21 protein-coding genes are annotated in these 24804 nt (G+C 32.0%); 16 read left to right on the top strand and 5 right to left on the bottom strand.

Annotated elements, in window-relative coordinates:
* Nucleotides 1-162 precede the first annotated feature (162 nt).
* From BM319_RS17830 to BM319_RS17820, 3 genes are read left to right on the top strand one after another with little or no spacing between them, the layout of a single operon-like run.
* Nucleotides 163-861 carry a response regulator transcription factor gene (locus tag BM319_RS17830; RefSeq protein WP_091023944.1) on the top strand — a complete coding sequence of 233 codons (699 nt, stop codon included), beginning with the start codon at nt 163-165 and terminating at the stop codon, nt 859-861.
* Nucleotide 862: 1 nt separating this feature from the next.
* The gene (locus BM319_RS17825; RefSeq protein WP_091023942.1) at nt 863-2221 is read left to right on the top strand and encodes a sensor histidine kinase; all 1359 of its coding nucleotides are present in this window, start codon (nt 863-865) and stop codon (nt 2219-2221) included.
* A gap of 40 nt (nt 2222-2261) precedes the next feature.
* Nucleotides 2262-3566: a VTT domain-containing protein gene (locus BM319_RS17820; protein WP_091023940.1), complete on the top strand. Its 1305-nt coding sequence runs from the start codon at nt 2262-2264 to the stop codon at nt 3564-3566.
* 106 nt (nt 3567-3672) lie between these two features.
* Here BM319_RS17820 and BM319_RS17815 read toward each other — a convergent pair whose 3' ends face one another.
* Nucleotides 3673-4584: a LysR family transcriptional regulator gene (locus tag BM319_RS17815; protein ID WP_069033175.1), complete on the bottom strand. Its 912-nt coding sequence runs from the start codon at nt 4582-4584 to the stop codon at nt 3673-3675.
* Nucleotides 4585-4857: 273 nt separating this feature from the next.
* On the opposite strand from BM319_RS17815, the gene BM319_RS17810 reads away from it, so the two are divergent.
* Nucleotides 4858-6093 (top strand): helix-turn-helix domain-containing protein, encoded by a 1236-nt coding sequence (locus BM319_RS17810; protein WP_091023937.1) that lies wholly within the window; start codon nt 4858-4860, stop codon nt 6091-6093.
* A gap of 91 nt (nt 6094-6184) precedes the next feature.
* Here the strand turns inward: BM319_RS17810 and bioA are convergent, their stop codons facing one another.
* Nucleotides 6185-7543 carry an adenosylmethionine--8-amino-7-oxononanoate transaminase gene (gene bioA / locus BM319_RS17805; RefSeq protein WP_069033177.1) on the bottom strand — a complete coding sequence of 453 codons (1359 nt, stop codon included), beginning with the start codon at nt 7541-7543 and terminating at the stop codon, nt 6185-6187.
* Nucleotides 7544-7682: 139 nt separating this feature from the next.
* On the opposite strand from bioA, the gene BM319_RS17800 reads away from it, so the two are divergent.
* Genes BM319_RS17800 through bioB form a run of 3 tightly spaced genes read left to right on the top strand, consistent with a single transcriptional unit; the run spans nt 7683 to nt 9955 of the window.
* Nucleotides 7683-8255 carry a biotin transporter BioY gene (locus BM319_RS17800; protein ID WP_091023936.1) on the top strand — a complete coding sequence of 191 codons (573 nt, stop codon included), beginning with the start codon at nt 7683-7685 and terminating at the stop codon, nt 8253-8255.
* Nucleotide 8256: 1 nt separating this feature from the next.
* Nucleotides 8257-8943 (top strand): dethiobiotin synthase, encoded by a 687-nt coding sequence (gene bioD / locus BM319_RS17795; RefSeq protein ID WP_175495637.1) that lies wholly within the window; start codon nt 8257-8259, stop codon nt 8941-8943.
* 16 nt (nt 8944-8959) lie between these two features.
* Nucleotides 8960-9955, top strand: a complete 996-nt coding sequence (gene bioB, locus BM319_RS17790) for a biotin synthase BioB (protein ID WP_091023932.1) — start codon at nt 8960-8962, stop codon at nt 9953-9955.
* 74 nt (nt 9956-10029) lie between these two features.
* On the opposite strand, the gene pgmB is transcribed toward bioB, so the two are convergent.
* On the bottom strand, nt 10030-10701 hold the full coding sequence (gene pgmB, locus BM319_RS17785) for a beta-phosphoglucomutase (protein WP_069033181.1): 672 nt from the start codon (nt 10699-10701) through the stop codon (nt 10030-10032).
* 22 nt (nt 10702-10723) lie between these two features.
* The gene (locus BM319_RS17780) at nt 10724-11743 is read right to left on the bottom strand and encodes a LacI family DNA-binding transcriptional regulator (RefSeq protein ID WP_091023929.1); all 1020 of its coding nucleotides are present in this window, start codon (nt 11741-11743) and stop codon (nt 10724-10726) included.
* A gap of 499 nt (nt 11744-12242) precedes the next feature.
* Between BM319_RS17780 and BM319_RS17775 the strand changes: the two genes are divergently transcribed.
* The 9 genes from BM319_RS17775 to BM319_RS17735 all read left to right on the top strand — a co-directional run bounded on the left by BM319_RS17775 (nt 12243) and on the right by BM319_RS17735 (nt 23447).
* Nucleotides 12243-13925: an alpha-amylase family glycosyl hydrolase gene (locus BM319_RS17775; protein WP_069033183.1), complete on the top strand. Its 1683-nt coding sequence runs from the start codon at nt 12243-12245 to the stop codon at nt 13923-13925.
* A gap of 11 nt (nt 13926-13936) precedes the next feature.
* Nucleotides 13937-15223, top strand: coding sequence for an ABC transporter substrate-binding protein (locus BM319_RS17770; RefSeq protein WP_069033184.1), 1287 nt, complete (start codon nt 13937-13939; stop codon nt 15221-15223).
* 158 nt (nt 15224-15381) lie between these two features.
* Nucleotides 15382-16266: a carbohydrate ABC transporter permease gene (locus BM319_RS17765; protein ID WP_069033185.1), complete on the top strand. Its 885-nt coding sequence runs from the start codon at nt 15382-15384 to the stop codon at nt 16264-16266.
* Nucleotides 16250-17104 carry a carbohydrate ABC transporter permease gene (locus tag BM319_RS17760; protein ID WP_091023926.1) on the top strand — a complete coding sequence of 285 codons (855 nt, stop codon included), beginning with the start codon at nt 16250-16252 and terminating at the stop codon, nt 17102-17104. The genes BM319_RS17765 and BM319_RS17760 overlap by 17 nt, the downstream gene beginning before the upstream one ends.
* A gap of 35 nt (nt 17105-17139) precedes the next feature.
* Nucleotides 17140-18198 (top strand): zinc-dependent alcohol dehydrogenase, encoded by a 1059-nt coding sequence (locus BM319_RS17755; RefSeq protein ID WP_091023924.1) that lies wholly within the window; start codon nt 17140-17142, stop codon nt 18196-18198.
* Nucleotides 18199-18251: 53 nt separating this feature from the next.
* Nucleotides 18252-19046 carry a sugar phosphate isomerase/epimerase family protein gene (locus BM319_RS17750; RefSeq protein ID WP_091023922.1) on the top strand — a complete coding sequence of 265 codons (795 nt, stop codon included), beginning with the start codon at nt 18252-18254 and terminating at the stop codon, nt 19044-19046.
* Nucleotides 19047-19062: 16 nt separating this feature from the next.
* The gene (locus tag BM319_RS17745; RefSeq protein ID WP_069033246.1) at nt 19063-20097 is read left to right on the top strand and encodes a Gfo/Idh/MocA family protein; all 1035 of its coding nucleotides are present in this window, start codon (nt 19063-19065) and stop codon (nt 20095-20097) included.
* Nucleotides 20094-22316, top strand: a complete 2223-nt coding sequence (locus BM319_RS17740) for a glycoside hydrolase family 65 protein (protein WP_091023920.1) — start codon at nt 20094-20096, stop codon at nt 22314-22316. Before BM319_RS17745 ends, BM319_RS17740 begins: the two co-directional genes overlap by 4 nt.
* Before the next feature lie 9 nt (nt 22317-22325).
* On the top strand, nt 22326-23447 hold the full coding sequence (locus BM319_RS17735; RefSeq protein WP_091023918.1) for a glycerate kinase: 1122 nt from the start codon (nt 22326-22328) through the stop codon (nt 23445-23447).
* Nucleotides 23448-23575: 128 nt separating this feature from the next.
* Here the strand turns inward: BM319_RS17735 and BM319_RS17730 are convergent, their stop codons facing one another.
* Nucleotides 23576-24769, bottom strand: coding sequence for a chromate transporter (locus BM319_RS17730; RefSeq protein ID WP_069033191.1), 1194 nt, complete (start codon nt 24767-24769; stop codon nt 23576-23578).
* Between the last annotated feature and the right edge of the window lie 35 nt (nt 24770-24804).

Below are 24804 nucleotides of genomic sequence, written 5' to 3'. Positions count from 1 at the left end.
CTTTAATGAATAATCAATTAAAATTAGATTAAAATGAAAAAAATACTTATTAAAAGTTCTATAATGGCATGTATACAAGGAACTTCTAAGACTAGAATTAGACTTAAAAATAGAATAGAGTTTTCGAAACACTAAAACTATTAATAGAAATAGGTGAATTAAATGAAGAAAATCTTAATTATCGAGGATGAAGTGAATATTGCTCGAGTTTTAAAATTAGAAATAGAATATGAAGGTTTTGAAGTATTGGTTGAACATAATGGAAAAGCTGGTTTGGAATCGGCTCTTAGCAATAATGTTGATCTAATTTTATTGGATGTTATGTTACCTGAATTGAGTGGTATAGAAGTATTAAGAAGAATAAGAAAGACAAACCAATTTGTGCCAGTAATTTTACTAACTGCTAGAGATGCTACACATGATAAGATTATTGGTCTTGATTATGGTGCTAATGATTATATTACGAAACCTTTTGAAATCGAAGAAGTATTAGCAAGAATTCGTTCAAGTCTTCGATCGAGCAATTTAGTTCAAGAATTTAAGAAAAATGAAGACTCAAATCCGATTTTAGCAATTGAGGATTTAGTTGTTAATTTGGAAGCTCGTGAAGTGAAGAGAAATGATAAAGTTATTCCATTAACACCAAAAGAGTATGATCTACTAGTTTACCTATTGGAAAATCAAAATAAAATCGTGACAAGAGAAGGCATCATAACAACCGTTTGGGGTTATGAGTATGAAGGTGAAACAAATGTTGTTGATGTTTACATTAGACATTTAAGAAAAAAAATTGAAGAGGACTTTGACGTTCCTTTAATTCGAACTATAAGAGGTGTGGGGTACACAATGAGGAAGGCTTAAGATGAAAATAACGACTAAAATAAATTTGCTAATTACTTCATGGATCTTAATCATTCTTATTTTAATTAACGGATTAGTTTTTTATTTGTTTATGAAAACGACTGTAAATATGGAAGAACATGTTGTGAGTCAAAAGGCTCATGAAATCTTAAAAAAACAAGAAATTCCTATCACATTGAAGATGAATGAAGAGGCATTATATCCATTTATGTCTAATCATTCTTATATTCGAATCATCGATCCAAACTCAAAAATTGTGATAGAAATTAGTAATGATAAACTACTGAATCGCATTAAACCTAAGTTCACTAGAAAAGAAGTAACGAGACTAATTCCTTTCAGTGAGCATCAAAATATAGTCGTACGAGTACCGATTCTACAAAACCAAAAAGTAATTGGAACGTTAGAAATTGGAGAGTTGCTTGTTGGACTTGAAGGGCGAAAGGATATGCTATTAACAATAATGGCAATCGTTACTGCAGTTTCTGCAATTTTATCAATGATGGCTGGTAGATGGTTAACTCGTATCATAATGAATCCAATTACTTCTATGATCACTACGATGGAAGATATTGAGAAAAGTGGAGTTCCAAAAAAGATTTTAATAAAAAATGAAACGAAAGATGAATTACACAAAATGGCAAGCACGTTTAATCGAATGATTAGCAGACTACAAGAAAACATCGAAAAACAGAAACAGTTTGTTTCAGATGCATCTCATGAGTTAAAAACTCCTATTACTGTCATTAGTAGTTTTGCTAACTTATTAAGAAGACGTGGTTTGAAAAATGAGGAAATGGCGACGGAAGCCATTGAGACAATTTATTCTGAAGCAAATCGTATGCAAGATTTAACTAAAACCTTATTAACTTTGGCCGAATCGGAACATTTAAAGAATATCGAAATGAATTCAGTCGATTTAGTTACTTTGTGTAATTCCACGCTAGTACAACTGCAAAATGTGTATAAACGAGAAATTACTTTACATGCAGAAAAACAGAAAATATTTATTAAAGGAAATGAGCTTAAAATTAAACAAGTTATTATTATCTTTTTAGATAATGCTATAAAATACAGTACTGAAAAAATAGAAGTAAATATTAGTTGTACTAGTGAAGCTGCTATTCTTCAAATAAAAGATTATGGGATAGGTATTCGAGAGGAAGAATTAGAAAATATTTTCGAACGATTTTATCGAGTTGATAAAGCACGTAGCCGTGGAGTTAGTGGTGGCACTGGACTCGGTCTTTCAATCGCTAAGAACATAATTAACTTGCATAATGGTAAAATTAATATTAAAAGTGTTGAAAATGTAGGAACGGAAGTAGAGGTAGTATTTCCACTAGATGAGATTAAGTGAAAATAATCAGTACATGAGTATTGAAAATTGAGGTTGTAATATGAACGAAATCATCCATTTATTAAATGAATATGGTTATATAATCCTATTTTTATCATTAATGTTGGAATTGATTATAGTTCCTATTCCGAATGAAGCATTGATGAGTTATGTAGGTGTTTTATGTTTTCATGGGAAAATGAATATTGTATTATCTATTATTTCTGCCGGTCTTGGAGGGGTAGTTGGGGTAACAATTTCTTATTGGTTAGGATATAAGCTTGGTACACCATTTTTTCGTAAGTTTGGACACTATATCCATATGGGCCCAGAAAAGATCGAAAAGATGTCAAAATGGTATGAAAAATATGGGAAGGTATTATTGCTAGTATCTTTCTTTATTCCGGGGATTAGACATTTCGCAAGCATTATTTCTGGAATCATTAAATTACCATATCGAGCCTTTGCTATTTTTTCCTATATAGGTGTATTTCTTTGGATAGGAACCTTTATTTGGCTAGGACAGGCAATGGGACCTAAATGGGATATCTATCAAGTAGAAATTAAAAAGTGGTTAGTACTAGGTAGTATATTATTAGGTTTTATCGTTCTCGCTTTTTTTGTTGTTAAAACAAATAAGGAAATAATTAAAGAGTCATTACTATTAATTTTTGAATCAAGTTTCAAGAGATTTAAAAGCTTCATGAAAATAAAATTGATCATCTTAATCTGTTTAATTTTTTTCGTTTCGTTTTTTATCTTAATGGTCGGGCTTATTCAAGATACAATTAGCAATGAATTTGATAAATTCAATTCTATATTCAAGACTATTGTTTTTAATTTATTTAATCAAAATTGGCATGGAAGTATGAATTTTATTTATTCATTATCGACTTGGAAGGTTTTAGTGACGATTTCACTTGCTACAATCTTAGTGATACTGATCAATAACAAAAATAAGTGGCTAGAAATGCTCTTTTTTATCGCTAGTTTAGCTGGGATTCTTATCCTATCCATAGGGATTCCATGGATATTCAACTTTATGTTGGGTGGTAATGTAAGTAAAAACTTTCCAAATGAAAAGTCTATGTTGATTTTAACAGTATTAGGTTATTTCATTATTATGTTAATTCGGCACAACAAAGCTTATATGCTTAATTTGATAATGTTCTTTTGTTTTATTTTTGTAGTAGTATTATTTTCGATTAGCAGTGTCTATTTGCACCACTTATTGCCTAGTGACATTGCTGCTGGGTTTGTATTCAGTTCGGTTTGGTTAAGTGGAATCATATTTTCATTGGAGTTGTTTCGATTTGTATCGCTGTTAAAAGAGAATATACGTGAGGAAAAATTGTTAAAAACGTAAACCAAATAATCGAGCATAATTTAATTCTAATAGAAGAGAATCCCCGTGGCTAATATACGGGGATTTTTTATTTTTAAACTATATTAATTATGTTATTCAGAAATATTTATAGCATATTATTCTCAAGCCTTTCTAACTCAAGCTTTAAAAGATTTAAAAATTTATCATATAAAACTGGTGAGGCTAAAGTTTTTGAACGAACCCATCCAATAGGAATTGTAGAAGGTTCTACATTTACTAAAGGGATTGAAACAGTTTGTCCATTCAAAATGGAAGCCTCATTTTTCAGGGATATCCTTGTATCAAATGTGATTGCCAAGTCTTCAATAACTGCACCTCTAATAACCTCTAAATTATCAGTTACAAATAATACATTCATTGTAAGATCCTTTAAATACTCTGATAAAGACTTAAAATAGTCATCATTATAAAGTACAAAGTTTTCATCTTTTAATTCATTAATTGTTACCGAATTTTTTAAAGCTAATCGTGAGGACTTACTAGCACAAATATGTATAGGGCTAGTCATAATAACTCCTGACGGGATTTTTTTTATATCATCCATTAAATAATTTCGAAATTGAATGAAACCAAAATCGTATTTTTGTTTTATTACACCTTCTACGATATCTTTAGACCCTTTCTCTACTACACTTAAAGACATATTTGGATGTTCCTTTTTAAAATTAGAAAATGTTTTTAGGATAGTAGCCATATGTCCAGGGATTGTAGCTATTTTTAATATCCCACTAGGTTCATTTTGAAGACTTACAGATTGTTCTATTAATTTTTGATAATTTTGTAGCAGTTCTTTTATTGTTTCGATTAATTGTTTTCCTTCAAAAGTTAGATTTGTTCCTTGTCGGTCTCGATTGAAAATTTTTATGCCTAATTCTTCTTCAACACTTGAGATTGCCTGACTAACTGCCGATTGTGTGACATGTAAATTTTGAGAAGCTATGGATATAGAATTTGTAACGGAAACTTCATAAATGTATTTAAGCCTTTCAATATGCATTGTGCCACATCTTTCTAAGTTAAGAATTTTTAATAACGGATCATAAAAAACACTAAATATATTTTATAATAATCTACAATTATAATTAACTCAATAATCTGTAAAAAGTATAAAAGGAGGCTTATCTTGTGATTCAGTATTATTTTGAGATAAGGACTAATAATTATTTACAAAGGAATATTGATTATGATATCGATCTAAACAAATAGAAATAAAGAAGTTTAAACCATACTAAATTGATCCCGGTTTCGTAAGTAAAATTAGGAGGAAATAATGTTAGTCGGAAAAATAATTAAGTTTTACCGTGAGAAAAGAGGATTTAGTCAAGAAATGCTATGTGAAGGAATTTGCTCTAAATCATATTTGAGTAGATTTGAATGTGGGAAAGCTACATTTTCTCCTGAAATGATCGCATTGTTTTCTGATCGATTAGGTATTGATTTAAATGAAAAGTTAGAATCATATTATCAAATTGAAAAATATTTGCATGGCTTAAACCTAGCAATTATAAAACAAAAAAACAAATGTATTGATGACTACATGAACAAACTTAAGAATATAGCTTTTATTATGTCAACAAAATATGCTGTGCAGTATTTATTATTGTTGGTTAGATTTTATCTTTATAAAAAAATATTAAAAAAAGCTAAAAAAACAATTGAAAAAATTGAAAAAGTATATGTTCATATTAGTGAATATGAAAAAAATTTCCTTCTGCATGTTAAGGGAATTTATTACATTAGCATTTATAGAACTACTGTAAGTGAAGATATGAGAGCTGCCGTAAATGTATTAAAGCAAATAAATACAGATACGTATAAAAATAAAGAATATTTATACCATCTAGCACTTGCTTATTATTTTGCGGGATCTAAGCTATTAGCATACGTATATGCAAGGAAAGCTCTAAATTATTTTAATAAAAACTATAACTATGTTCAGGCAATTAACGCTCAATCATTCTTATTATTTCAATACGATCAAGATATTGGATTTGAAGAGCTAATTGAAAAATATCATAATTTAATTCGCACTTGTGAAAGAGTAGGTGCAGATCTACAAAAGGGAATTCTATTAAATAATTTAGGTGTTAAGTATTTTAAAAAAGGTAATTTTGAAATCGCTTCAAATTACTTTGAACAATCCTTGCTTTCAACAGAAAATTATACAATCTATTATTTGAGGCGTTATTATAATTATTTAGAGGCATGTTTAGAAGGTAACTTACTCCCAAAGACTGAACTTTTAGAGTTAATTCATTTCGGAACTAAACTAGCTGAAAAACGTCAAAGTTTAATACATTGTACTTTATTCATGCTCTTAAAGCTGAACTGTGAAAATAATCAAAAGAGATATATTACATTCTTGAGCGAAGTGGCAATTCCTCAGTTTAAACAAACAAATAATATTACTTATTACGAGCAGTACGGAAAAAAATTATATTCTTATTATATTAAGAGCAATCAGTATAAAAAAGCAATTGAATTAGAATTTCAATTCAAGTCATAAAATTAAACCATGAACTAGTAAATCTATTCATGGTTTAATTTTGTAGCAAAGCCCCAAAAATCAGAATTTCAGATAAGTTCAAGTGTCTAGTTTACATATCAGTAACTTCAGAAATAGCGCGATAAAGAATATCGATCATTTCATCAAGCTCCGATTCCTTTGAAGCTAATGGAGGCATAAATACAATAACATTTCCAAGGGGACGGGTGAGTAGTCCAAGCTCTTTTGCTCTTTTGGTTACCTTCACACCTATTCGTTCGTTCCAATGGAAAGCTTCTTTAGTATCTTTTGATTTTACTAGTTCAATTCCAATCATCAAGCCACTCTGACGTATATCTCCAACATGTTTTAACTCATTAAATTGCATTAGTTTCTCTTGGACATAAGATGAGATTATTTCGACATGTTGTAATAATTTCCTTTTATTAAATAAATCTAGATTCGCTAATGCAACAGCGCATCCAAGGGGATTACCTGTGTAGCTATGTCCATGAAAGAAAGTTTTTTGTTCTTCATATGTACCTAAAAATGCTTCATAAATTCTGTTTGTCGTTAAAGTTGCTGCTACTGGTAAATAGCCACCTGTTAACCCTTTTCCGCAAGTTAAAATATCTGGCGTAACTCCTTCTAGTTCGCAAGCAAACATTTTTCCGGTTCGACCAAATCCTGTTGCTACTTCATCTGCAATTAACAATACATCATACTTTATGCATAATTCTTGTATTGCTTTTAAATACCCTTTTGGCATGACAATAATACCACTAGCTCCTTGAACAATTGGTTCAATAATCAATGCCGCAATTGAATTAGCTTTTTCGATGAATAAATTTTCAACCTCTTTTAAATAGGAATTGATTATTTCTTCTTCAGTTCCCACATATTTTGAACGATAAAGATGTGGATAAGAAACCTTTATGCTTTGAAACAGTAATTCATTATATGCTTGATGATATAAATCGATTGCTCCGACAGATACTGCTCCGATTGTATCTCCATGATAAGCTTCCTTCATCGTAACAAAAGTATTTTTATTAGATTTACCTATGTTTCTCCAATATTGATAGGCCATTTTAATCGCGATTTCGACAGATGTAGCACCTGAGTCTGAATAAAAGACTTTTTCTAAGCCGTTAGGAGTGATTTCAACTAGCTTCTCTGCTAAAAGAATTGCGGGTATATTAGCCATTCCTAGAAGTGTTGAATGAGCAACCTTCTCTAATTGTTCATGAATGGCTTCATTTAATTCTTGAATATTATGACCGTGAACATTTAACCAAATAGAGGATACACCATCGTAATATTCATTGCCTAGTACATCATATAGTTTTCGATCTTTACCATGTGAAATAATTAGCGGATCTTCGTTTAGATAATCCTTCATTTGAGTAAAAGGGTGCCAAAGATACTGTTTATTTTTTTTAGATAAATCTTGATAGAATTCATGGTTCATATAAGTTACCCCCTGTTTTATATGTTAACCAAATTTTATAGTTAGGTTGACATATATTTCAATTGCATGTTAATTTAATTTTGTTAGTTTGTCAAATTTTGCTAATTTGCCAAACTCATAAACTAATAGGGGGGATACAATGCAAAATAGAACTTTATCATTAACAGTAATTTCATTATTTGCCTCACTAACATCGATTGGAGCCTTTATAAAGATTCCTTTACCAGTGATTCCTTTTACGCTTCAAATACTTTTTGTATTTTTAGCCGGCAATCTATTAGGAAGTAAAAAAGGGATGATGAGTCAACTACTTTATGTTGGAATTGGATTAATCGGAATACCAGTATTTGCTTCTGGTGGTGGACCTGAATATGTTTTAAAGCCAACATTTGGCTATTTAATCGGTTTCATTATTGCTGCGTTCGTAATTGGATCAATCGTTGAAAAAACAAAGAAACCAAAACTTAAGCATTTTATTTTTGCTAATGTAATAGGGTTAATGATTGTTTATATTTTAGGCATTACATATGTATATATTTCTTTAAATACTTGGTTAGATAGTCCCGTATCCTTAGAAAAGGTGCTAATGATGGGACTCGTATATAGTATTGGGCAAGATTTGTTACTAGCTGTTTTTGGGGGAATATTGGCGGTGCGCCTACATTCCCATTTTGTACAAGCTAGAGAAAATGAAAAAAAGGTGGCTGCTTAAGATGGGAAAAGGATATTTTGTAACTGGTATCGATACGAATATTGGAAAAACCTATGTTACTGCCCAAATGGTGAATTGCTTGCAGAACAAAGGAATCGATGCAATACCTTATAAACCAATACAAAGTGGAGTTGTTAATATTAACAATAGACTAATAGGGGAAGATACAGCCTATTATAAAGAGAATTTAGAACTAACAGAAGAGCATGATTACTACGGTACTTATACATTGAAAACACCGGTCTCACCACATTTAGCTAGTAAACTAGAAGATGTTTATATTGATGAACATGTTATTTTAGAAAAATATAAGCAACTAGAAAATAAGCATGATGTTGTTTTTGTTGAAGGAGCGGGTGGGGTTGCGGTTCCGTTAAAAGAAAATTTTGGAACGATAGATTTAATAAAACGATTAAACTTACCAGTAATCCTTGTTACATCACTAAAGCTAGGAACAATTAATCATACTGTATTAACAACTGAATATTTAAAATCACACCAAATTAATCTAATGGGATTATTAATTAATAAAGTACCATCCGTTATGGGTGAAATGGAAAAAGATAATTTAGTTATGTTAGAAAAATTAACAGGTCATAACATTCTTGGAGTTATACCAGAGCAGATGGATTCATTTACAGAAACATCTATTATAGAATTCCAGCAATTATTAACGAAAAATCAATGAAATGGTGAGTGATCATATGAATTGGACTAAATTAGCGCAAGAGGTTATTTTAGGTAAAGAAATTTCAGATGAGGAAGCTTTGAGCATATTGTCATGTGAAGATGACGATTTACTTTCACTTTTAAACGGTGCATTTATCATAAGGAAATATTATTATGGAAAAAAAGTTAAACTTAATATGATTATTAACGCTAAAAGTGGTTATTGTCCTGAGGATTGTGGATATTGTTCCCAGTCTTCAATTTCTAGTGCACCGATTGAGAAATATCCTTTTCTATCTAAAGAAGAAATTCTTGATGGGGCAAAGCGTGCCTTTGAATTAAAAGCAGGTACATATTGCATTGTTGCAAGTGGGCGCGGACCAACGAATCGAGATGTAAATGTAGTAACTGATGCAGTTAAGGAAATTAAAGAATTATATGGTTTAAAAGTATGTGCTTGCTTGGGGCTTATTAAAGATAACCAAGCAAATGAGCTTAAAGAAGCAGGTGTTGATCGATATAATCATAATTTAAATACATCAGCTGAGCACCATAGTTATATTACGACAACCCACACATATCAGGATCGAATCGATACGGTTGAGAAAGTTAAACAGTCAGGTATATCTCCGTGTTCGGGAGCCATTATTGGGATGAAGGAAACAAAACATGATGTTATTTCGATTGCGAGGTCATTACATAAATTGGATGCAGATTCCATTCCGATAAACTTTTTACATGCTATTAATGGAACGAAACTAGAAGGAGTAAACGAATTAAATCCACGTTACTGTTTAAAAGTATTAGCGCTATTCCGCTTTATAAATCCAACGAAAGAAATTCGAATTTCTGGAGGACGCGAAGTAAATCTGCGTAGTTTACAACCACTAGGACTGTATGCTGCAAATAGTATTTTTATAGGTGATTATTTGACTACGGAAGGTCAAGAGACAAATAGTGACCATGCAATGCTAGAAGATTTAGGATTTGAGATTGAGTTGGTTGGAAAACAAGAAGAGATATTTTCATAATAAAAAAAACGAAAATCTTAAAAATGAGATTTTCGTTTTTTTGTTAGATAGACGAAAAGTTATTCTTATATAATTTATGATGCGAAATACTTATCAATAATTCTATTAAGCTCTAATTCTTCTGTTGATGATAAAACAACATTTGCATGGCTTAAAATAGTAGAATCTCCAATTGCAACAGAGAACATATTTGCAGCATTAATTGCATCAACTCCTGCAGCCGCATCCTCCACACCTATACAGTTTTCAGGGTTAGCCGAAACTGCATTAGCTGCTTTTAGAAATACCTCTGGATCTGGTTTTGAATTAACGACCGTTGCAGCGTCAACGATATGATCAAAATATGAGGTAATTCCTAAAGCATTAGCAACCATTAATGCATTCTTTGAAGCCGAAGCCATCGCAATTTTAATGTCTGCTCTCTTGATTTGAATTAAGAAAGATTCAATTCCTGGTAATAGATCCTTTTCAGAAATATTACGGATTAGTTCAACATAATGAGCATTCTTTTTTGTTGCTAGCTCATCTTTTTCAGCTTCGGAGAAATCATTTTGTCTGTCTCCTAATTCTAGGATTCTTTCTAATGAATCTGTTCGGCTTACTCCTTTTAGCGTTTCATTAAACTCTCGGTCAAAAGGAATTCCTAAATCTTCACCTAGTTTTTTCCATGCTAAATAATGAAATTCAGCCGTATCAGTAATTACGCCATCTAAGTCAAAAATAATCGCTTCAATTTGTTTATTCAAAATGGTACCCCCATTACTTCAATCAATTTATTTTAGCAACTGATTTTCGTTCGACTAGTTTGGTTGGAACAATAATATGCTCTGATTTTTCAGGTTCATTTTTTATTCGCTTAAACAGTAAGTCCGTAGCTATTTCACCAAGCTTCATAATCGGAATTTCAATCCCAGTTAAAGGTGGTGAGAATAAAGGTGAAAAAATGCCATTATTATATCCAATAATTGATATATCTTTTGGAATAGATATTCCTAACTTTGCAGTTGTATTATAAAGTCCAATAACCTTAAGATCATCTATTGCAAAAATTGCAGTAGGCAAATCTTTTGATTTCAAAAGTGATTCTGAAACTTCATATGCTCTTTCCATTGTATAACCACTATCAATAATTCGATCAGGGCGAAGTGGAATTCCGTTATCAACTAGACATTTTTTATATCCTTCCAATCTGTCAATCGATACATGGTAATCGAGAGAAGAATGAAAACATGCAATGTCAGTATGTCCTTGATCGATTAAGTGTTGGACTAATTGATAACTATCGTTAAAATTATCAGTATCCACTGAATAAATATGTTGATAATTTCCTTCAACTCTTCCAATAACAACTACTGGAATTTCATATTTATCTAATTCTTTAAAAAAGTCTTCATTTGCAGGTGAACTCAGCATTAGAATTCCCTTAATCATTTTCCCTCGAATTTTCTCGATACATTTATTTAACTCATCTTTGCTATTTTTAGATGTTTGGATAATGACATCGAAATTTTCTACTTCTGATCTCGTTGAAATAGAGTGAATAATTTCAGAGAAAAACGTATTTCCGGCAGTTGTTTTCGTAGAACGAGACATCACCAAGATTGCATCAAAGCCTGATGATGTAAGTGCTCGAGCTAATTTATTTGGCTGATAATTTAATTCTTCAATTGCCTTCATTACTCGATTACGACTTTCTTCTGAAATATTATCTTTATTATTTAATACTCGAGATACAGTGGACTTTGAAACGTTAGCTACACGAGCAATATCATAAATTGTAGGGCCCATTTGTATACTCCATTCTTGTTTAAAGTAATTTTAGTAAAAACGTTTACATTTTTTCGTTATTATTTATTTTTTAAAAAAATTATGATTCCGTAACAATCAAAAAGTTATATCGAAATACTTTTTTGTTACTTATAGCTAGGAGCGGCTTCCAAAAAAATATTGTACATAATATACATTGATAGTAACGATTTATTTTAAAATTTGTCAAGACTGTGAACAGCGAATCGTAAAATTAAACTTATTTCATGGTGTATTTATTACAAGGGCAATTATAGGGAGAATAGTAAAAAGTAGCAATACTAAATATTTAGTCTTAAAAATAAAACGCTATAAATTATTCTATTAAAGTAAAAAGATTGCAAAAAAAAAAAAGAATTTTTATAAATATTTTAAATTGACAGTAAGCGCTTTCTATAATATATTGAATTTGGGAGCGGTACCAAGACGTGTACCATTTTTTTTACATCTCTGTGGGAGCGATACCACAAGGAGGAATCATATGAGTAAAATAAAAGAAAGATTAGCTTTTATTTATGAAAATGAAGATATAGATCAGATTAATAGCTTAATAGAGAAACGAATAGAAGAAGCTAAATTGAAAATTACTAAAAAAAGAAAACAAAATTGGGATGAGTCAGATGTTGTTTTAATTACTTATGGGGACCAGTTTCAAGAAGAGGGAAAACCAACATTAGAATCATTTAAAAAAATGTTTGATGAACATTTAGCAAATAAATTTGAACTTGTTCATATTTTACCTTTTTATCCTTATACATCTGATGATGGTTTTTCAGTAGTTGACTATAAAAAAGTAAATCCAGATTTAGGAGATTGGTCACATATTGAGAGTTTATCTAAATCAGCGAGAATCATGTTTGATTATGTATGTAATCACATTTCTAGTAAGAGTGAATGGTTCCAAGGCTATTTGAATGGTGATTCAAAATATAAAGATTACTTCGTCGAAATGGATCCATCAATTGATTTAAGTTCAGTAACTAGACCTAGAGCACTTCCATTGCTATCAAAGTTTAAATTAGCGAATGGTGAGGAAAAATACATTTGGACAACGTTTAGTGACGATCAAATTGATTTAAATTTTAGTAATCCACAAGTTTTATTAGATATGGTTGATGTTTTACTGTTTTACCTGGAACAAGGAGCAGAATATGTAAGACTTGATGCTGTAGGATATATGTGGAAAGAAGTTGGAACTTCTTGTATCCATCTAGAAAAAACACATGAAATCGTAAAATTATTCCGAGATTTATTAGATGAAGCTGCAAAAGGTACAGTAATGATTACTGAAACAAATGTGCCTCATTTAGATAATATTTCTTATTTTGGTAACGGTCATGATGAAGCACATATGGTTTATCAATTTCCACTACCTCCATTAGTTTTATATTCACTTCATAATGGAAATGGAAGTGTATTAACAAACTGGGCAAAAAATCTTGAAGGCTCTAAAGAAGATACAACTTTCTTTAATTTCTTGGCCTCTCATGATGGAATTGGTTTAAATCCTATTCGTGGAATTATCTCTGAAGAAGAAATTCTTTCATTAGTAGAAGATTTAAAAGTAGAAGGTGCATTAGTAAATTATAAGAAAAATTCAGATGGTACTGAAAGTCCATACGAAATTAATGTAACTTATTTAGATGCTTTAAATAAACAATCTTCAAGTGATGAAATAAGAGTAAAGAAATTCCTATTGGCACATTCGATTTTATTAACGTTCCAAGGAGTACCAGCAATTTATATTCAAAGTATGCTTGGTTCAAGAAATGATTATGCAGGTGTAGAAAGAACAGGAATGAATCGTTCGATTAATCGCCAAAAATATTCACTTGTTGAAATTGAAAAAGAATTAAAAGAAGAAGGATCATTAAGAAATAAAGTTTTTACTGAACTAACAAAAATAATTCAAGTGCGTAAGGGTGAAAAATTATTTAATCCAGATGTAAAAATGGATGTACTTGAAGTTAATAAGAAAGTATTTGCTATTAAACGAATGAATGAAGATGAGAGCATTATCATTCTTCACAATCTATCAAATGAAGAAGTTAATTGTGATGTAAAAGGAAAGTATATGAATATTTTAACTGGAGAAGTTGAAGAATTTAATGAATACATTTCTTTAGATCCATATGAATTCCTTTGGTTAAAACCAGTAAATTAGGAGGAAGAACAATGAAGAAATTTTTAAGTATGTTCTTGGTTTTAATGTTAGCTGTTGGATTAACAGCTTGTGGTGGTAAAAAAGAGAATGGTAAAGTAACGATCGAATTTATGCATTCTTCTGTTGAACAAGAAAGATTAGCAGTTATTACAGACTTAATTTCAAAATTTGAAAAAGCAAATCCAAATATTAAAGTAAAGCAAGTTCCAGTTGAGGAAGATGCTTATAATACAAAAGTTGTTACATTAGCAAGCTCTGGTAAACTTCCAGCAGTAATTGAAGTTGGACAAGACTATGCAAAAGTTATGGACAAAGATGAATTAATTGATAAAGATGCAGTGAAATCTGTCATCTCTAAAGTTGGGGAAGATAAGTATTATGAAGGTGCTTTAAAGCTTTTAAAAACTGAGGATGGCAAAAATTATACAGGTGTTCCAATTAGTGGTTGGGTACAAGGAATTTGGTATAACAAGCAAATGCTTGCGGACAAAGGATTCGCAGAACCTAAAAACTGGGATGATGTTTTAAAGATTGCAAAGGCGTTTACGAATAGCGGAAGCAAAAAATACGGAATCGCAATTCCAACTGTTGAAGGTGGTTTTTCTGAACAAGCCTTCTCACAATTTGCTTTATCAAATAATGCAAATATGTTCGATAGCAAAGGGAATTTAACATTAGATACACCTGAAATGAAAGAAGCTGTAAGTTACTACAAAGAATTATCAAAATACACAATGCCAGGTTCTAATGATGTTACTGAAGTAAAAGATGCTTTTATGAATGGCTCTGCTCCAATGGCGGTTTACTCAACTTATATCCTACCTTCTGTATATGAAGAAGGTAAAACAAACAATATTGGATTTGTCATTCCAACTGAAAAAACAAAAGCAGTTTATGGAACAGTATCTGCGTATACGATTTCTTCTGGTTTAGATGATGACCAAAAAGCTGCAGCAGAAAAATTAGTAGAGTTTATGGCGAAACCTGAAAATAATACTAAGTTAGTATTAATGTCTCCAGGTGGATCTCAACCAGTAAATAAAGATGTAACAAAAAGCAAAGAATATAAAGAAAATAAAGTTGTAAATTCATTTGGTGAACTTTCAACTGAAATCGCAAGCGCGTTTGATAACATTCAAGTTTTTGGTCTTGTAGATAACAAGAACTTCTTAAAAATGGGTGATGTGACAAGTTCAGGAGCAGTTGCTAAGTTAATTAATGAAGTGACTGTTGGTGGAAAAAGCGTAGATTCTGCTATTAAAGAAGCAGGAGAAAAATTAAAAGGTGTAATTAAATAAACTCTTAATTTACCTTGTATTAATTATTAGATTTCTAATTACTGAAAGTTGTTTAAGAAGAACGAACGCTTGAAAAGCAAGCTAAGTTGCTTTTTAAACAACTTTTCTTTATCACCAATCTATCAAATGAAAGAATAGATTGTTTTTTAGGAGGTAGTATGAAACCGATTGTCCGAAAAAAATCTGATATAAAGCTAGCCATGGTACTACTTTTACCAAGTATTTTCCTTCTATTATTACTAGTTGCTTATCCGATGTTATCTAATATTAAAATAAGTTTTTTTGATCAGCCAATTAACCCTAGATTACCAGCTAAGTTTGTTGGTTTATCTCATTACACAGATGTTATTAAAGATATAGAGTTTTATAAATCTTTAGGTATTACCATTCTATATACAATATTAACTGTAGTTGGTAGTACTGTAGTTGGTCTAGGAGTTGCGTTATTCTTTAATCGACCATTTAAGTTTCGTAAAACTGCTCGATCTTTAATTATCTTATCTTATGTAACGCCATCTATATCATTAGTTTTTGCTTGGAAATATATGTTTAATAACTCATATGGGATTATTAATTATTTAGGTACGGACGTTTTCCATCTATTTAAAACTGCACCATTATGGTTTGATAATCCAGTTAGTAGTTTTATAGTTGTAGTAGTTTTTGCAATTTGGAAGTATTTCCCTTATGCCTTTATTTCGTTTTTAGCAATCTTGCAAACGATTGATAAATCGTTATACGAAGCTGCTGATATTGATGGTGCTTCGCTTTGGCAAAAGTTTAAAGTTGTAACTTTACCTGCGATTATGCCGGTATTACTAACTGTTGTAACATTACGATTTATCTGGATGTTTTACATGTTTACAGATGTTTATTTATTAACAAACAAAGTAAATATTTTAGGTATTTATTTATACGAAACAGCGTTTGCTTTCAATAATTTAGGAAAAGCATCGTCAATTTCAGTAATCTTATTCATCATATTATTCATTGTTATTATCGTATCAAGAAAGAGGGTGAACTTAAATGGCAGCAGTAAGTAGCAAAAGAAACAAAATGATTAAGAAAACTGGTTTCTACGTTGTGCTGATTCTAATACTAGGAATCATGTTATTTCCATTCTTTATTATGCTAATGACGTCATTAAAAAGTTCAAAAGATGCAATTGCAACAAATCCGACAATATTGCCACATGAATGGACTTTCCAGCATTATATTGACATTTTTAATCCAACAATTTTCCCATATTTAAACTACTTCAAAAATAGTTTAATTGTTTCAATAATAGCAGCTTCATTATCAGTTGCACTTGGAATATTAGGAGCGTACGCATTATCGAAACTGAAATTTAAAGGAAGAGTCACAATTAATGCTAGTTTTTACACAGTATATATGTTTTCAGGGATTTTACTTGTAGTTCCTTTATTCAAAATAATTTCTGGCTTTGGCTTATATGATACAAAAATGGCATTAATCATTACGATGATTGTGCAAACTCTTCCAACTGCGATTTTTATGTTAAGGAGTTATTTCGATACAATTCCTGAAGATTTAGAAGAAGCGGCAATGATTGATGGTCTTAGTCGATTAAAAATAATCTTCTATATTATTATTCCTTTATCAATATCAGGAATCGTTTCTGTTTTCGTATATGCATTTATGATTGCATGGAATGATTACTTATTTGCATCGATTTTCTTATCAAGTTCAGAAAACTTTACGTTACCAATCGGTTTAAATACTTTATTTAGTACACCAGATTATGTGTGGGGTCGTATGATGGCAGCATCTTTAGTTACTGCATTGCCAGTCGTTATTATGTATGCATTATCCGAGCACTTTATTAAAGGGAACTTAACTGAAGGTGGAGTAAAAGGTTAATTCGAAACAATTTTTTACTGAAAGGAAGAAATAAAATGAAAAAATTAGTAGCAGTTGAACCGAGAGTTGCAGCATTAGTCGAGTACGAAGATCGTCCAGTACAACCAAATGAAGTAAAAATTAAAGTAGAATTCGCATCACCGAAGCATGGTACGGAAGTAGTTGATTTTAGAGGACTTAGCCCATTTATTGATGAGGAGTTCAATGAAGAGTGGAAAATGTTTATGCCACGTGAAGAAGGTTCTGCTCGTGGAATCGTATTTGGTGAATTTCAATTAGGAAATATGGTTGTAGGTAGCATTTGTGAAATTGGCGATGAGGTGACTGAGTATAAATTTGGTGATCAAGTTTGTACTTATGGTCCAATAATGGAAACTGTAATCGTTAATGCTGTAGATAACTATAAATTACGTAAAATGCCAGAAGGTTCTTCATGGAAGAATGCCGTTTATTATGACCCAGCACAATTTGCGATGAGCGGTGTCAGAGACGCAAATGTTAGAGCGGGTGATTATGTAGTAGTTGTCGGTTTAGGTGCGATTGGACAAATTGCAATTCAATTAGCAAAGAAAGCTGGCGCTAGTATTGTAATTGGTGTAGATCCAATTAGCCACAGATGTGATATCGCTTTAAAAAATGGAGCTGACTATTGCTTCGATCCAACAGCTTGTGATTTAGGATACGAAATTAAAAAAATAACAAATAAATTAGGTGCAGATTCAATTATTGAAACTAGTGGTGTTTCAAGTGCACTTCAAGCAGCGTTAAGAGGAATTGCATACGGTGGAACAATTTCTTATATTGCATTTGCTAAACCTTTCCCAGAAGGATTTAACCTTGGACGTGAAGCTCACTTTAACAATGCAAAGATTGTATTTTCACGAGGCAGTAGTGAACCGAACCCAGATTATCCTCGTTGGTCACGTAAACGTATCGAAAATACTTGTTGGGAATTATTAATGAACGGGTATTTAAATTGTGAAGATTTAATTGAACCAGTTGTTTCATTTAATGAAGTAGCTGAATCATATATGGAATTTGTTGATCAAAAACCTGAACTAAGTATTAAGATGGGTGTTCAATTTAATAAGTAAAAGAAGAATATTGGGAGTGTTTAGCACTCCCCTCTATTTAGGAGTGAATAAAGATGAAAATTGGAACTCAAAATCAAGCATTTTTCCCAGAAAACATTAAGGATAAATTTAACTATTTAAAAGAAATTGGTTTTGAAGGTTTTGAAATCGATGGTAAATTTTTAGTTGATCATTTAGATGAGGTTAAAGAAGCGATCGCAGAGACTGGTTTACCTGTAACTACAGCTTGCGGTGGTTATTATGGATGGATTGGTGACTTTATTGAAGAGCGTCGATTAAAAGGGTTGGCTGATATTGAAGAAATCTTAAGGGCATTAAAAGAGGTTGGAGGAAAAGGGATTGTCGTTCCAGCAGCATGGGGGATGTTTACATTCCGATTACCACCTATGACATCACCAAGAAGTATAGAGGGAGACCGAAAAGCTGTTACTGAATCACTAAAATTTTTAGATAGAGTAGCAGGTGAAACAGGAACTACAATTTACTTGGAACCATTAAACAGATATCAAGATCATATGATTAATACTTTAAATGATGCACGTAAATATATTGAAGATAATCAGTTTAAAAATGTGAAAATAATTGCTGACTTCTATCACATGAATATTGAAGAAGATGGTATATCAGAAGCACTTCACAATAATCGTGATTTAGTTGAACATATCCACATTGCAGATAATCACCGTTTCCAACCAGGTAGTGGATCATTAGATTTTAAAAAGCACTTTGAGCAATTAAAAAATGATGGCTATGATGGTTATTTAACATTTGAATGTCGTGTTCGTGGAACAAACTTAGAAGATGAATATATTAAGGCATTTCATCATATAAAAGAAGCTTTAAATTGAGAGGAGTAGCATTGTGATTAAGAAGAGAGTAGCTATTATTGGCGGGGGACAAATAGCTGAAAAAGTTCACGTTGCTTACTATAAAACTAGAGAAGATTTAGAAGTTGTTGCAGTAGTTGGTGTAAATGAGGAATCGCTAAGGAGCTTTGCAGAGCGTAATAATATTCCTAACTATTACACTGATGCTACTGAAATGTATGCAAAAGAAAGTCCTGAAATTGTTAGTGTCTGTACTCCAAATAAATATCATTTTGAGAGTGTTATGCAGGCATTAGAAAATAATTGTGATGTTTTTTGTGAAAAACCACCTGCTATCTTAGCTGAAGATGCTAGAAAGATGTATGAAACAGCTTTAGCCAAGGGACGTATACTTGCCTATGATTTTCATCATCGTTTTGCTGACGATGTATCGATTGTAAAAGAAAATATAGAGCAAGGATTATTAGGTGATATTTATTTTGTTAAAGTAAAGGCTTTAAGACGAAATGGCATTCCTGGTTGGGGTAACTTCACTAATAAAGTAATCCAAGGTGGAGGACCACTAATCGACTTAGGAATCCATATGCTTGATACTGCACTTTACGTTTTGGACTATCCAAAAGTTAAAAAAGTAACAGCAAAAATGTTTAAGAAAATTGGTCATAAGAAAGATGAAGGTGCATTTGGTAAATGGGATCCTTCAAAATTTGAAGTAGAAGATTCTTTATTTTCTTATATTGAATTAGAGAATGGATGCTTAATCCAATTAGAAACATCCTTTGCATTGAATATAAAAGAAAAATCAGAAATGAATGTAGAACTTTGTGGAGATCAAGCTGGTGCTTCGATGTTTCCAGCGGAAATCTATACAGATGAAAAAGGAGAGCTTGTAACTCTTTTAAAGAGAGAAGAGGCTGATCCTGACCGTCATTCGAAAAGCATAGCTGCTTTTGTTGATCGTTGCCTAGGGAAGAATGTCATGTTAGCAGATGGAAAACAAGGTTATGCTATCCAACAACTTGTTGAAGCGATCTATCAATCAGCTGAAAAAGGTGAGAGTATATCTTTATGAATGAAGTAAATGTCATTAACGAAAATAAATTTGATTTACAATCTATCAATAAATACGCAACGATTATGGCTTTAGGAAATGGCTATTTAGGTTTACGAGCAAGTCATGAAGAATACTATTCAGAACAAACTCGGGGAATGTACGTAGCAGGAGTTTATAATAAATTCACATCAAATGATGTTACAGAAATCGTAAATTTACCAGATCTAATTGGTATGAAAATTGAAATAAATGGTGAGATTTTTTCTGTCCTTACAGGTGAAATCCTTTCATATGAGCGTATTTTAAATATGCAAAAAGGTGAACTAACAAGAGAAGTCGTATGGAAAAACAAAGATGGTAACCGTTTTTGTCTAAAATTTCAACGATTTGCTTCAAAAGATAATTTACATTTACTTGCATCAAAAATTACTGTGATTAGTTTGGATTGCGATGCATCAGTTAAAATAACAACTGGTATTGATGCACAAACATCTAATTTTGGAAAGCAGCATCTATTAGAGGAAAACATTCGTGTCATCGATAAAAAAGTCATGCATGCTGTCTATAGAACGACTGAAAGTAATCATACAATCGCTTTAGCAACATCATGTAATGTACCTAGTACAAGTGATGTTTCTTTTGTGGCCAAGAACCGTCAACTTATGGCAATCATTAAACAAGATTTAACTGTTGATCAGCCGTTCGAATTAGAAAAAATCAGCGCAATCTATACTTCAATTGATAAGGTAGAAGAGGAGCCTGCACAAGCTAGTATTCAGGCTGTTCAAGATAATAAATCAACTGGTTACGATCGTCTACTAGAAAGTTCAGCTATTAAGTGGAATCATTTTTGGGAACAAAAGCGTGTTTGCATTTCTTCAAAGGAAGAGATTGATCAAATCGCAATCGACTTTTCACTTTACCATATTGAAATAATGACACCATCACATGATGATCGTTTCAGTGTTGGAGCAAAGGGTTTAACTGGTGAAGGCTATAAAGGACATGTATTTTGGGATACAGAAATTTTTATTGCACCTTTTCATTTATTTACTGAACCAGAAGTAGCAAGAAAATTATTAACCTATCGATATCTTCATATAAAAGAAGCAAAAGATAAAGCTACTAAAAATGGTTATGCCGGAGCTCTTTTCCCTTGGGAAAGTGCATACACTGGAATGGAGGAAACTCCTGAATATGCAGCTATTAATATATTAACTGGTACTCGTCAAAAGGTTGCTTCAGCTATAGCCGAGCATCATATTGTTGCTGACATTGCTTTTGCAGTATGTCAATACTATGAAAATACATTTGATGATGTATTTATGGCAAATGAAGGTTTAGAATTGTTAAAAGAAACTGCACGTTTTTGGATTAGTCGTACGATTGATGAAAATGAAGTACTTTCCATTAATGATGTAATTGGACCTGATGAATATACAGAACATATAAACAACAATGCTTACACGAACTATATGGCTTATTATAATGTTCAACAAGCATTATGTTATATGGAAAAATATAATAAAATTGAAGAAGACCTAATAAAGAGCGGAAATGACTTTTTAAATCGACTTTACTTACCACAACCAAACGAAGACAAGATTATTCCACAGGATGATACATTTTTATTAAAACCTGAGATTGATTTATCGATTTATAAACAGACACAAGGTAGCCAGGCAATACTCTTTGATTATTCACGACAAGAAGTAAATGAGATGCAGATTTTAAAACAGGCTGATGTAGTTATGCTACTTTATCTATTCCCAAATTTATTTGATGAAGATGTAGTCAAAAAGAATTTGCATTATTATGAGGAGCATACAATTCATGATTCATCACTTAGTAAAGCGATTCATGCTATTGTTGCTGCAAGATGTGGAGAAAAAGAAAATGCTTATCGACTTTTCCAAGAAGCTTGCTTAATTGATCTAGGGCCTAATCCGAAGTCTTCAGATGAAGGAATTCATGCAGCATCACTAGGTGCAAATTGGTTAGCAACAATCTTTGGTTTTGCAAACATAACGGTAGAAACAAATAAGTTAAAGATTAATCCAAACTTACCTAAAAATTGGGACAAACTTTCTTTCCCGTTCCATTGGCAAGGTACAAATCTTGAGATTTCAATTTCGCAAGAATCTGTAACTGTGACTAAACAAACTGATACAGAAGTTGCGATTGAAATTAATGGAGAATTATTTAACTTAACAGATCAAATTATCGCTTCACTTTAAGGAGGAAAAATGAAAGTAGTAATATTACCTGATTCCTTTAAAGAAAGCTTGGATGCAACGAATGTAGCTAATGCCATTCATAAAGGCTTTCATTCCGTATTCCCTAATGCAGAGTATCATTTATTACCATTGGCCGACGGAGGGGAGGGCACTGTTCAAGCTTTAATCGCATCAAATGGTGGAGATGTAGAAACCATTAATGTAACAGGCCCTCTTAGTGAAACTGTACAAGCTAAAATTGCATTTTCAAAGGATAATAAAACGGCATTTATAGAAATGGCTGAAGCTTGTGGTTTGCATCTTGTACCGCTTGAAAAACGTGATCCCTTGCAAACTACTTCCTTTGGTGTTGGCGAATTAATTCTTCATGCTATTGATCGTGGAGCTTCTGAGCTTATTGTTGGTGTTGGAGGTAGCTCAACAAATGATGGTGGGATTGGGATGGCTCAAGCGCTAGGTTACCAATTCTTCGATCAAAACGGTAGGGAAATTGCATGCAATGGTGAGGCATTGCTAAAAGTAGCTTCAATGTCTGATAAAAACAAGTCACCACTATTAGATCAAGTAAAAATCACTATAGCGGCAGATGTTGTAAACCCATTGATTGGTAGAAATGGAGCAACATATATATTTGGACCACAGAAAGGGCTTTCTGCGGATCAATTAGCTACAATGGATGAAGCAATGGGAAATTTCTATCAGATTACTGAGCATTATCTAAATAAGTCCGTCACAGAGATCCCTGGTAGTGGAGCTGGTGGAGGCATGGGTGCAGGCTTAATGCTATTCGCAAATGCTTCAATAAAAAAAGGGATTGAACTGGTTCTTGATCAATTAAATGTTAAAGAAGTTTGTAAGGATGCTGACATTGTAATTGTAGGAGAAGGCAGAATTGATGGACAAACAATTTATGGTAAAGCACCTATTGGGGCGGCTGCTTGTGCCCCAGCTAATGCGAAAGTAATTGCAATTTGTGGAAGTATTGGCGATGGAATCGAGGAATTGTATAAACACGGAATCGATGCTATTTTTCCTACAATTCCTGCAATCTTACCGATTGAAGATATTATGAAAAACGCATTTGAAAACATTGAAAGAACTGCAAGAAATATTGCTGTATTGTTAAAATAATTGAAAATAAAAAAGCAGAAAAACCTTGTCTGAGTTTTTCTGCTTTTTTTATTCGATTGTTCTTCTATTAATAAATGCGAGGAGCGGTTCTTCTAGAGTTTGAACAGATCTATTCATCCAAATTAAATTTAGATTCTAGATATGATTTCCCCACTAATTGCTCCTACAAGTACAATAACCCATGGTGGTAATTTCATAATTACTAACATACTAAATAACATCGCTACGATTAGAAAGTCAGCAATCGAAAAAACAGAACTTATCCATATTGGATTAAAAAAAGCTGAAATTAAGATCCCAACTACTGCTGCGTTTACGCCTAATAAAGCTCTCCTTAATTTTGAACTACGACGCATACTAGACCAAAATGGGAGAGTACCTATAATAAGTAGGAAAGCAGGTAAAAAGATGGCAATCGTTGCAATTAAACCTCCTCGCCAGCCCAACATTGCAGTTCCTAAATAGGATGCAAACGTAAATAATGGTCCTGGTACTGCCTGCGTTACACCATATCCAGCCAAAAATGTTTCTTTGTTTATCCATCCTGTAGGAACAAACTCACGTTCAAGTAAAGGAAGAACAACATGGCCACCCCCAAATACCATTGATCCTGCTCTGTAAAAACTGTCAAATATAGATATCCATTTTGACGCTGTAAATGAACTAATTAAGGGTAATAAAACTAATAATATAAAAAATATAGCCAAACAAATGATTGAAACTTTTTTTGATATATTCGTAACTAATGTAGTTTTATCACTATTTTCATTATCTTGATATAGAAAAAATCCGCAAATTGAAGAAATTGAAATGACAGCAATTTGAGTGAATGTCGTTTGCCATATTAGTGTGGCGATCATTGCAAACAAAGCAAGAGCTTTCCTTTTTAAATCAGGCGTCAAGTTCTTTACCATACCTAAAATAGCCTGTGCAACAATAGGTACTGCAACCAGTTTTAGTCCATGGATCCAACCGGAATTTTTTATATCCAAGTCTTGTAGTAATAATGCAAATAACACAAGTACAATGACTGATGGTAATGTAAATCCAATAAATGAGACAATGCCTCCTAAGACACCTGCACGTATTACCCCAATACCAATGCCAACCTGACTGCTTGCCGGTCCAGGTAAAAATTGTGACAAAGCGACTAGGTCAGCATAGTTTTGATCGTCAATCCACTTTTTCCTTTTTACATATTCTGCACGAAAATAACCTAAATGAGCGATTGGTCCACCAAAAGAAGTTAAACCCAGTTTAGTAGAAACAATAAGTATTTCTAACAAAAGAGATAACTTATTATTTTTATGATTAGAATTCATATTTTCCTCCAACAACTGATACATAAAAACAGTAT

Source organism: Bacillus sp. UNCCL81 (assembly GCF_900112535.1).
In the GTDB taxonomy this organism is placed as follows: Bacteria; Bacillota; Bacilli; order Bacillales; family Bacillaceae_G; genus Gottfriedia; species Gottfriedia luciferensis_B.
Note: the sequence above shows the minus strand (reverse complement) of the source record. Positions and strands in the feature narration are given on the sequence as shown.